Here is a 10,579-nt window from a genome sequence, read left to right as displayed (position 1 = left end):
GCATTGTTAAAAATTGCTCCTGACGATTTTTTATTCGCAGCCATCCCTGGCGCTCACCCTTTGGGCCAATGCTTCGCATTTTTAAAAATTGATCCTGACAATTTTTTGGTCTCTAATGTGACTATGCACACCGAACTGCAAGCCGATTTAGTTGCCGCACTCGAAGCTTTCCTGCTATCCAGACAAGGAGAGATCAGCGAGCAGGAATTGCTGCATCAATTAAAAGCCTTTTTCCCCGAACCCCGCACTCTTGCTGTTGATTCCTTGTTATTCCAGCAACACTTCATTCTTTACCATCATTTATTTGTATTGCAGGCACAGTGGCAGCAGGAGCAGGTGGCCTTATTGCATATAGGTTATGCCAAAGTGATGGTCTATACAGCCGCAGCTTTACCAGATGATGCCGTAGCTTTATGGCAAGAGCAGCAGGGTAAAGCGGCTTATTACTTGGATTGGCAGAATATGCGGGCTATGACGGATGATAAACTGCAGGCTGTATTGGATGAGTTTTGGAAAAAGCTGGCGTTGTATCAGCAGAATAAAGCGCTCGACACCGGTCAGTTGCAGCAAAAATGGCAGTTAACTCAGCCTTATTCTGTGGCGCAGCTGAAAAAAGTGTACCGACAGCAGGCGCTGCGTTTGCATCCGGATAAAGGCGGAGATGCTGCAGCTTTTCAGCTGTTGCAGCAGGAATACCAATGGTTGCTGGCTGAACTTTCTTTGTAATAAGCATGGCTAACTTAGCTTTTATCAATCACTTAGCAATATCCTCTTCTATCCATACTTCACAAAGCCCACTACAATAGCTTTATATTGTGTTGCAACGCGACAAGGACCCAAAAGTGGATTCCGCCAGTTTTATTGAAAAACGTCGTTTTATCGTCAAGCTTGGCAAAATGCTGCATAAGTTTGGTACTCCAGCTTATCGTTTGGAAGCGCATTTACAGGAAGTGGCACAGTTGCTGAAAATTGGCGGCTCTTTTGCCATTACGCCTACTGTGCTGACTTTTGTGCTTTGGATCCCTGGCGATGAAAATGAATACACTCATATCTCTCGTGTCACCCCGGGTGAGCTGGACTTAGGCGCTTTATCTTACACAGACGAGCTGGTGGATGCGCTTGCCAGCAGCAAGCTTACTTTGCAGGATGTGAATCAGCGGCTCGATCAAATAGCAGCAGCGCCTAACCCCTATTCCCGCTGGGCTACCTTTGCGGCTTTCGGTGCTGCAGGGGGCGCGTTTGCCATGTTAATGCGCGCCAGTTGGCACGATGTGTTTTGGGCCACAGTGTTGAGTCTTGTCGTGTATTTGTTTGTGCTTTGGTCAATGAAGTCACGCCGTGTAGCTCATATGCTCGAACCTCTGGTTGCTTTGGTCTCTGCTTTGTTGGCGACAGCTGTGGCTGTTTATATTGATCCTATGATCAATGTGCCTTTGGTCGTATTGTCTTCCATTATTGTATTTATTCCTGGTTTAGCTTTAACCCTTGGATTAGCTGAGCTGGCGGCCCGTCACCTGGTATCAGGTACTGCTCGGGTGATGGATGCGGTGATGTTGTTGTTTAAATTGTATTTTGGTGCCTTTTTAGGTGTAGCTTTAGGGCAGATATTGTTTGGCCAAATTCCGCCTCAGGTCGCACCTTCAGTGCCACAGTGGACCAGTTGGCTGGCAGTCGCTATTTTATGTGGCAGTTTAGTGGTGGTGTTTAAAGCGAGGCTGAAGCATGCCCTCTGGGGGCTGCTGTCAGGCTTTATTGCCTATGCAGCCAGCTTGTGGGGCGCCTATTACCTAGGTTTGGCATTAGGTGCTTTTGTGGGGGCCTTTGCTGTAGGTTTATACGGCAATTTGTTTAACAGATGGATAAACGCACCTGCTAGCATAGTCTCTTTGCAGGGTATGATTGTGTTGGTACCAGGTAGCAAAACTTATATTGGATTAAATGCTTTGGTTTCAGGTCAGCAGATCGTTTCTACTGAACAAATAGGTCAGCAGACCTTTTTGATATTTATGTCGCTGGTGGCTGGGTTTATATTTGCTAACGTAGCATTACCCCCCAGAAAGGCGTTATAGCTTGGTAAGAGTCGCAACAACTTTATCGACAGTTGCGACATACCGTCCATCCATGGACATGGTCACAACAACGTTCCCGACAGTTGCGACATACCGTCCATCCATGGACATAAGCTGCAATTAACGCAGTTCTTGTAATAGGTTTTCTAATCGGTCTTTTAAGTCGCTGAATAACAGTGGTTTGCGCATTAGTTGCACTGTGTCGGGTAAACCTCCTCCAACGGCAATTTCTGCATCTGTTAAGGCTGTTACAACAATGATTTTCATAGTTTCGTGACGCGAAGACAACTTCAGTTCACGGATCATTTGAAAACCATCCAGTTCAGGCATCTGTAAATCTGTGATTAGAATTTGTGGAGCCCATTCACCAATTTTTAATAAACCAGCTATACCATTAGTCACTGACTGCAAACTTATGGGTAAACCCCAGGATTCAATTTGCAGGCTGTACAGTTGTTTCAGCAGTTCATCATCTTCTGCCAAGAGAATGCGAACTGAATTATCAACAGGTTGAGTTTGATTTTTCAGCAGAAGGCGTTCGACAGAAGATTGGGTAACACGACGATGACCACCAGGAGTTTTCCAAGCATCCAGAGCTCCTTTCTCTACCCACAATTGAACTGTGCGTAAAGAAACACCAAGTAAATCAGCAGCTTGTTGGGTTGACAATAAAGGTTCTGTGTGTTTACTTTTGTTCATACGGGGCTAATGAGTATCATATTTTGTATTTTTATCAATTCTAGTCGAGATCGCAGGTCGCTGTCACTTTATTTTTTACGATTTCCAACCGATTTTCTCTCTTATCGCTCCTGACGCTTTGACCTGAAAGGTAAAATGGTAGCGCATAGCTTTTTTTTCGATTCGGGCACTTTGCATAACAGCTCCAGAGCATCCTGCATCCGGCTCATTTCCATCAGCATCAATTGATATGCTCTGGTTAAACGGACCAAGGGGGCTTTATATCTAAACTGTTCTGACTGCAGCCTGAACAAGGTTTGCTCAATGGCTTTTCGCCCCCTGTCATCACTCTGGGCATCAATTAGCTCCTGATTCAATTTCTTTTGTAACTCATCCAGTGCTGCCGGATCCTGTTTTGCCATAATGAGTAATTCATCAAAAGCCGGTAGGGGTGAATAAATTGATGCAGCCATCAGCTAGCCTATACAAATTTTAAACGGGTTAACTCTTAGTGTAGACCATCCAAGCCTGCACGTTGTTGTAACTAGGAGCAGTGATGTTTGGTGCAAGAAACTACTTTTATTCGACGATTAGGAATCTGTTTTATATTTTGTATTATATAGTTTACGGTGTTTTTTTGTTTGAAAACTTGATTGGCCCTTTATTTGTTTGGTTTTAAGGGTTGACTTGTGGTTGTTTGGTTTTTAATATGCTCTTGTTCGTAATTAATTTAGTACGTGTTGTAAATATAAGTTTACTGGTGTTCTGCTTGCATTTATCAAGTAAAACCGGCGCTTTGGCAACGCATGATGCAAACAGGAGCATTCAAATGAGCAAGATTGTTGACGATTTACGTATAGTTTCGGAGCAGTTATTAAGCCCACCCGCTGCGTTAAAGCTGGCTTTACCTTTATCCAGCGCAGGTTCTGACTTTATTCAGAAATCCCGCCAGGAGATTGCAGATATAGTGCATGGTCGCGATCCACGTTTACTGGTGATCACAGGTCCTTGCTCTATTCATGATCCGGTGTCAGCTATGGATTACGCCCGTCGCCTTAAACAGCTGCAACTTCAATACAAAGACACCTTGTACATAGTGATGCGGGTGTACTTTGAAAAACCGCGCACTACAGTTGGCTGGAAAGGTTTTATCAACGATCCTCATCTGGATGATTCTTTTGATCTGGAAACAGGCTTAACCAAAGGGCGTCGATTACTGTTGGATTTAGTGGAGATGGAGTTACCTGCAGCAACTGAAGCTTTGGATCCAATTAGCCCACAGTATTTATCTGATCTAATCAGCTGGGCTGCTGTCGGTGCCCGCACTGTGGAATCGCAAACCCACCGCGAAATGGCCAGTGGTTTATCCATGCCGGTTGGTTTTAAAAATGGCACAGACGGTAATTTAAATATCGCACTTAATGCGCTGCAATCTGCTGCCAGCGGTCACAGCTTTATTGGCATTAACCAAAAAGGTCAGGTGTCCTTAGTGCAAACCGCCGGTAACCCTGATGGTCATGTTATTTTACGTGGCGGCATTAAACCTAACTATGACGAAGACAGCGTACAGGCTGCTTTAGCTGCGCTGCGCAAACACGGCTTACCTGAAGCTTTGGTGATTGACTGCAGTCATGGCAATTCCAGTAAAGATCACAATAGACAAGGTATTGTGGCTCAGTCTGTTATTGAGCAACGTATCAACGGCAATAAAGCTATTATCGGCATTATGCTGGAAAGCCATATCCATGCGGGTCGTCAGGATTTGGTGGATGGTAAAGCTGAACTCTACGGCGTGTCTGTGACCGATGCTTGTATCGACTGGGCAAGTACAGCTGGATTATTGGCTGGCCTGGATCAACAATTGTCGTCACAAGAGGCGTCCCAAGCATCTTCGCGTGAAGTTGCGGCTTGAGATAGACATATGAATCAAGCAGTAAATACAGAGGACCCCATGGCAGCTTTGCTGCCGCTGCGTCAACAAATCGATCAGTTGGATAGCCAACTTGTCGAGTTGTTGGCCAAAAGAGCAGCAGTAACGGCAGAAGTGGGTAGGGTGAAGCAGCAATATGCTTTGCCTTTGTATGTGCCAGAACGTGAGCAAGCTTTAATTAAAGCCCGTCGTCAGCAAGCGGAAGATGCTGGTGTATCTGCTGATCTGATTGAAGATGTTTTACGTCGAGTGATGCGGGAGTCTTATCAGACTCAGGAAGCAGGTTTTGTGTGCTGCCGTAACACCGGTGATAAAGTGGTGGTAGTGGGTGGCGCAGGTGCTTTGGGCAAACGTTTTGTCAGTTTATTTCAGCGCTCCGGTTATTTGGTTGAAGTGCTGGAGCAAGACAACTGGCATCAGGCAAAAGATTTGGTGCAGGGCGCAGCTTTAGTGCTTATTGCAGTGCCTATCGCAGTGACTGAACAGGTGATAACGCAATTGCCTGAATTGGATGCCAATACAATCCTTGCGGATTTAACCAGTACTAAAACCGGGCCTTTAAGCGCTATGCTGGCGAAACACTGTGGTGCTGTTGTAGGTTTACATCCTATGTTTGGCCCTGATATCAGCAATATAGCCAAACAAGTTGTAGTGCTTAGCCATGGCCGTGATGCTGAACAGTATCAGTGGCTGATACAGCAATTCAAAGTATGGGGCGCTGTACTGACAGAAAAATCTGCGCAGCAGCATGATGAGCTGATGCAGCTGATTCAGGCCATGCGTCATTTTAGCTCTTTAGTCTATGGTGTGCATCTGGCAGAAGAGCAGGCAGATTTGCAGCAGTTGCTGGAGTTGAGCTCACCTATTTACCGGCTGGAGCTGGCGATGGTGGGGCGGCTGTTTGCACAAAATGCCGAGCTGTATGCTGACATTATGTTGTCGTCCAGCGCTGTCACTGGTTTATTGCAGCGATATCAGCACCGTTTTAATCAACTATCGCATTTATTAGCAGCAAGGGACAAAGCAGGTTTAATGGCCGAGTTTGCCAAAGGCCAGCAGTTTTTTGGACCCTTGGCTGATCAGTTTCTGCAAGAAAGCCGTCGTTTGTTACAAAAAGCCTCGGATGAGCGCAGTTAAAGAGTAACGCTGTCAAAACACGAACTACCAGAATGGGCCAGCAACTAAAGCTAGCTCATTTTGTTTAGGCGCTTTACACTCAAATTTTAATGATGCTGACACTTATCTGGACAGTCTTTGATTTCACTTTGGTTTGGTAAATTTATAAAGCTTATTAAATACCTGATCATTCTGGCTTTAAGCTTGGTACTTATCTTTGCTTTTGTGCCAGTCCCTGTGACTGGAGTGATGATAGAGCGACAAATTCAGGCGCTTTGGAATCATCATAAGGGGTACGAGTTACAGCATAGCTGGGTACCTTTTCACCAAATATCCAGTGCCATGAAGCAAGCCGTAGTTGCGGCTGAAGACCAAAAGTTTCCCGATCACTATGGCTTTGATACTGAAGCTATCAAAAAAGCTCTGGAGTACAACAGCAGAGGCCAGAAAGTACGAGGCGCTTCTACTATCAGCCAACAAACTGCAAAGAATGTATTTTTATGGACGGGTCGCAGCTGGTTTCGCAAAGGACTCGAGCTGGTGTTTACCAGTTTGATTGAGCTGACCTGGGGTAAGGAACGCATTTTAGAAGTCTATTTAAACAGTGTGGAGTTTGGCCCCGGAATTTTTGGGGTTGAGGCTGCTGCACAAAAGTTTTTTAACAGACCAGCCAGTAAGTTAAGCCGCCATCAGGCTGCACTGCTAGCCGCTGTTTTGCCTAATCCATTGCGTTTTAAAGTGCAAAGCCCTTCACCTTATGTCTATAAACGCCAACAATGGATACTAAAACAAATGAACCAGTTAGTTCCTATTGAACAGCGATTGGCTGATATTTAGATTTTTTATGACTATTTCATGACTTATTCATGACTGTTAGATGAAGATTTCATGCTGTTGACGATTTTTCGATGCAAATTTCCTTCAGGCTGTTTAGGATCCAGCGCAACTCAAAAGTGGAAGTGTGGAGTTTAATCATGGGCAAAAGAACATCTGAATTTATGCGCTCAGTGCATATCAAAACGATCAGGGCGGGTTTGCAGCAAGGTAAAACTGTATTGGATGCGGAACAGCACTTGCGTTCTGTCGGTGTATGCGAAGAAGAGCTGGTCGACTTATTACTCGAAGCGGGTTACTGTTTAGAGCAGTATTCAGGTGTTACAAACTTAGATAGCTGCGGAGTTTAAGCTGTAGCAGTTCAAGTTTAACGGGGATAAAAATTCAAAAAAGCAGGGACTACATTCAGTCCCTGAAGGTCTGGGCATAGAACAAGAAGGACGCTGCATCTTACTGCAGGCTAGGTTAACCTGACTAAAGTTTGTGTCTGTTTCGTGACAACTTCCAATGCTCCTGCTGTGAATACGTATTCAATTTCAGGTTTTATAATTAATTTGGCTGATTTGCGATTTTTCTGCAGGAAAAACAGGTCGGATTAGAGGAATTTTCTGCAAAATAAAGTATCCTTTGCGCACTTTTAATCGGCTTGGGGTACTCCATGCGTTTTTACTTTCCTCTGATCATCATCGATGAAGATTTCAGAACCGAAAATACCAGTGGTTCAGGTATTCGTGAACTAGCTGCAGCCATTGAAGCTGAAGGCATGGATGTGGTGGGTTACACCAGCTATGGTGACCTGACCTCTTTTGCTCAGCAGCAAAGTCGGGCTGCTGGTTTCATTTTGTCTATTGATGATGAAGAATTTGGTGGTGGCTCTGCAGAAGACAGTCATTCCGTATTGGCAAACCTGAAAGGTTTTGTTGATAAAATTCGTCATCGCAATCCGGATATTCCAATTTATCTGTACGGTGAAACCCGAACTTCACGTCATATTCCGAATGCTATTTTACGTGAACTGCATGGTTTTATTCATATGCACGAAGACACGCCAGAATTTGTGGCCCGTCATATTATCCGTGAAGCCAAAAGCTATTTAGATACACTGGCTCCACCGTTTTTCCGCGCTTTAACCAACTATGCACAGGATGGCTCCTACTCCTGGCACTGCCCTGGGCACTCAGGTGGCGTCGCTTTTTTGAAATCGCCTGTAGGTCAGATGTTCCACCAGTTCTTTGGTGAAAACATGTTACGTGCCGATGTCTGTAACGCGGTGGATGAATTAGGTCAGTTGTTGGATCACACAGGTCCAGTGGCTGCTTCAGAGCGCAATGCAGCGCGTATTTTTAACGCCGACCATTTGTTTTTTGTCACCAACGGCACTTCAACTTCTAATAAAATCGTCTGGAACTCCACTGTAGCTCCGGGTGATATAGTTGTGGTTGACCGTAACTGCCATAAATCTATTTTGCACGCCATTATGATGACGGGCGCTGTGCCTGTGTTCTTAATGCCAACGCGCAACCATTACGGCATCATAGGTCCTATTCCTCGTAGCGAGTTTGAACCTGCCACTATCCGTAAGAAGATGATGGCGAACCCATTCTGCCGTGAAAAGCTGGAACAGAATCCAAATGTCAAACCACGGGTTCTAACTATCACTCAGTCGACTTATGATGGCGTCTTGTACAACGTTGAAGAAATTAAGTCGATGCTGGACGGTGAAATCGAAACTCTGCACTTTGATGAAGCCTGGTTGCCGCATGCCGCTTTCCATGATTTTTATGGCGACTACCATGCCATAGGCGAAGGCCGTCCGCGTTGCGAAACCTCTATGGTGTTCTCTACTCAGTCGACACACAAACTGCTGGCAGGTATTTCACAGGCTTCCCAAATATTGGTGCAAGACGCCAAGCAGAACAAGCTGGATCAGCATCTGTTTAACGAAGCTTATCTGATGCATACCTCCACCAGTCCACAGTACGCCATTATTGCCTCTTGTGATGTGGCAGCGGCTATGATGGAAGCGCCGGGTGGTACAGCCTTAGTGGAAGAGTCACTGGACGAGGCACTGGAGTTCCGTCGTGCTATGCGTAAAGTCGACGACGAGTATGGTGATGACTGGTGGTTTAAGGTGTGGGGCCCTGATGATTTAACTGACGAAGGTTTGGATCACCGCGACGCCTGGATGTTAAAAGCGGGTGAAAGCTGGCATGGTTTCGGTGATATTGCCGAAGGTTTTAACCTGCTGGATCCAATCAAAGCCACTATTTTAACGCCTGGTCTCAACGTAGATGGCGACTTTGATGACTCTGGTATTCCAGCTGCTATAGTGGCGAAGTACCTGTCTGAGCATGGTGTCGTCATCGAAAAAACTGGTCTGTATTCGTTCTTTATCATGTTTACCATCGGTATTACCAAAGGCCGTTGGAATACCATGGTGACAGCGCTGCAGCAGTTTAAAGACGATTACGACAAAAATGCCCCACTGTGGCGGGTTTTGCCTGAGTTTATCGCCAAGTACCCTCAGTATGAGCGTATTGGCTTAAAAGATTTGTGTGATCAAATCCACCAGATCTACCGTGAAAACAACGTGGCGAAGATGACCACTGAGATGTACTTATCTGAGTTGGTACCGGCGATGAAACCATCCAAAGCTTTTGCTGCTATGGCGCATAAAGAGCTGGATCGGGTGCCACTGGATGATCTGATAGGCCGGATTACTGCAGTGATGCTAACACCTTACCCACCAGGTATCCCACTGTTGGTGCCGGGTGAAGTGTTTAACACCATCATTGTGGATTATCTGAAATTCGCCCGTGAGTTTAACGGCCGCTTTCCAGGTTTTGAGACTTATATTCATGGTCTGGTTTGTGAAGAGCGTAACGGTAAAAAAGAATACTTTGTTGACTGCGTAAAAGCTCAATAACGTACAGCTGGGCTCAGGTCTTGAATTTTGCATCAAAGCTGCAAAACTCAAGGCCTGAGCCTCGGTTCAATCTAAGATAACTTGTAACAATGGCAAATCGCTTGCCAGGCTTGTTCGGGCGTGTCGACAAATTGGATCAGCTGCATATCTTCGGCTTTAATCAAGCCCTCCTCGACCAGCAGGTCAAAGTTAATCAAACGGCTCCAGAAATTTTTGTCATACAGTATCACTGGCACTGTAGTGGCTTTGCCGGTTTGCAATAAAGTCAGAGTTTCAAACAGTTCATCTAAAGTGCCAAAACCGCCGGGAAAAGCCACTAAAGCCCGCGCACGTTGTAAAAAGTGCATTTTGCGAATGGCAAAATAATGAAAGCGGAAACAAAACTCCGGCGTGATGTAAGGGTTCGGCTTTTGCTCATGCGGCAGAACTATATTCAGACCAATACTTTGCCCGCCCGCCTGATACGCACCTTTATTCGCTGCCTCCATTACACCAGGTCCACCACCGCTGATAATCATCAAGGAGGCATCAGGGCAACTTTGACTATGCTCAGTCACAATGCGCGAAAACTCTGCTGCTGCTTCATAGTAGGCACTGTTTTTTAACTGACGCTTCGCTGTTTTTAATTGCTGTTGCAGTTGAGTATCTGCTGGTGCTAATTCCAGTTTATTTTGTGCTTGTGTAACTAAAAGTTCAGCTTGTTGTCGTGAAATAAAGCGAGCACTGCCAAACACCACAACAGTGGCTTTTACCTGATGTTGTTCGAGGATCAGCTGAGGTTTCAGATACTCCAATTGCAGACGGACATGACGCAATTCGTCCTGCATTAAAAAATCATCATCAGCAAAGGCCAGTTGATAGGACGGATGTTCGAGTAAATCCTGACTTTGTTGTTCAGTCGCTTCTCGGGCTGAACTCAGATGGCGTTGGTATAGGGGATTGTCGCCGGACATAAAAGGGCTCCATACGAAGGAAAGCTGAATAAACTAACATGTTGTTTGATATAGACTAATCTTTTAACACTTC

10 protein-coding genes are annotated in these 10,579 nt (G+C 45.4%); 7 read left to right on the top strand and 3 right to left on the bottom strand.

Annotated elements, in window-relative coordinates:
* Positions 1-726: DNA-J related domain-containing protein (locus EMM73_RS17235; protein ID WP_186435277.1), on the top strand; the 726-nt coding region annotated here is incomplete at its 5' end.
* Between the two features lie 116 nt (positions 727-842).
* Positions 843-2,069 carry a threonine/serine exporter family protein gene (locus EMM73_RS17230; RefSeq protein ID WP_127688049.1) on the top strand — a complete coding sequence of 409 codons (1,227 nt, stop codon included), beginning with the start codon at positions 843-845 and terminating at the stop codon, positions 2,067-2,069.
* Positions 2,070-2,189: 120 nt separating this feature from the next.
* On the opposite strand, the gene EMM73_RS17225 is transcribed toward EMM73_RS17230, so the two are convergent.
* Together EMM73_RS17225 and EMM73_RS17220 are read right to left on the bottom strand one after the other, a co-directional pair.
* The gene (locus EMM73_RS17225; RefSeq protein WP_127688048.1) at positions 2,190-2,768 is read right to left on the bottom strand and encodes a response regulator; all 579 of its coding nucleotides are present in this window, start codon (positions 2,766-2,768) and stop codon (positions 2,190-2,192) included.
* A gap of 101 nt (positions 2,769-2,869) precedes the next feature.
* On the bottom strand, positions 2,870-3,220 hold the full coding sequence (locus EMM73_RS17220) for a DUF3135 domain-containing protein (RefSeq protein WP_127688047.1): 351 nt from the start codon (positions 3,218-3,220) through the stop codon (positions 2,870-2,872).
* A gap of 356 nt (positions 3,221-3,576) precedes the next feature.
* On the opposite strand from EMM73_RS17220, the gene EMM73_RS17215 reads away from it, so the two are divergent.
* The 5 genes from EMM73_RS17215 to EMM73_RS17195 all read left to right on the top strand — a co-directional run bounded on the left by EMM73_RS17215 (position 3,577) and on the right by EMM73_RS17195 (position 9,553).
* Positions 3,577-4,659 carry a 3-deoxy-7-phosphoheptulonate synthase gene (locus EMM73_RS17215; protein WP_127688046.1) on the top strand — a complete coding sequence of 361 codons (1,083 nt, stop codon included), beginning with the start codon at positions 3,577-3,579 and terminating at the stop codon, positions 4,657-4,659.
* Positions 4,660-4,668: 9 nt separating this feature from the next.
* Positions 4,669-5,814, top strand: a complete 1,146-nt coding sequence (gene tyrA / locus EMM73_RS17210) for a bifunctional chorismate mutase/prephenate dehydrogenase (protein ID WP_222422693.1) — start codon at positions 4,669-4,671, stop codon at positions 5,812-5,814.
* Between the two features lie 117 nt (positions 5,815-5,931).
* Positions 5,932-6,630: a monofunctional biosynthetic peptidoglycan transglycosylase gene (mtgA, locus tag EMM73_RS17205; RefSeq protein ID WP_127688045.1), complete on the top strand. Its 699-nt coding sequence runs from the start codon at positions 5,932-5,934 to the stop codon at positions 6,628-6,630.
* A 137-nt stretch (positions 6,631-6,767) separates the two neighbouring features.
* Complete coding sequence (locus EMM73_RS17200; RefSeq protein WP_127688044.1) at positions 6,768-6,977, top strand: hypothetical protein; 210 nt, start codon at positions 6,768-6,770, stop codon at positions 6,975-6,977.
* Between the two features lie 308 nt (positions 6,978-7,285).
* A complete protein-coding gene (locus EMM73_RS17195) occupies positions 7,286-9,553 on the top strand; it encodes an arginine/lysine/ornithine decarboxylase (RefSeq protein ID WP_127688043.1) in 2,268 nt (755 codons plus the stop codon).
* 71 nt (positions 9,554-9,624) lie between these two features.
* Here EMM73_RS17195 and EMM73_RS17190 read toward each other — a convergent pair whose 3' ends face one another.
* On the bottom strand, positions 9,625-10,506 hold the full coding sequence (locus EMM73_RS17190) for an LOG family protein (RefSeq protein WP_127688042.1): 882 nt from the start codon (positions 10,504-10,506) through the stop codon (positions 9,625-9,627).
* Positions 10,507-10,579 lie beyond the last annotated feature (73 nt).

It is taken from the genome of Rheinheimera sediminis (assembly GCF_004005375.1).
GTDB lineage: Bacteria > Pseudomonadota > Gammaproteobacteria > Enterobacterales > Alteromonadaceae > Pararheinheimera.
Note: the sequence above shows the minus strand (reverse complement) of the source record. Positions and strands in the feature narration are given on the sequence as shown.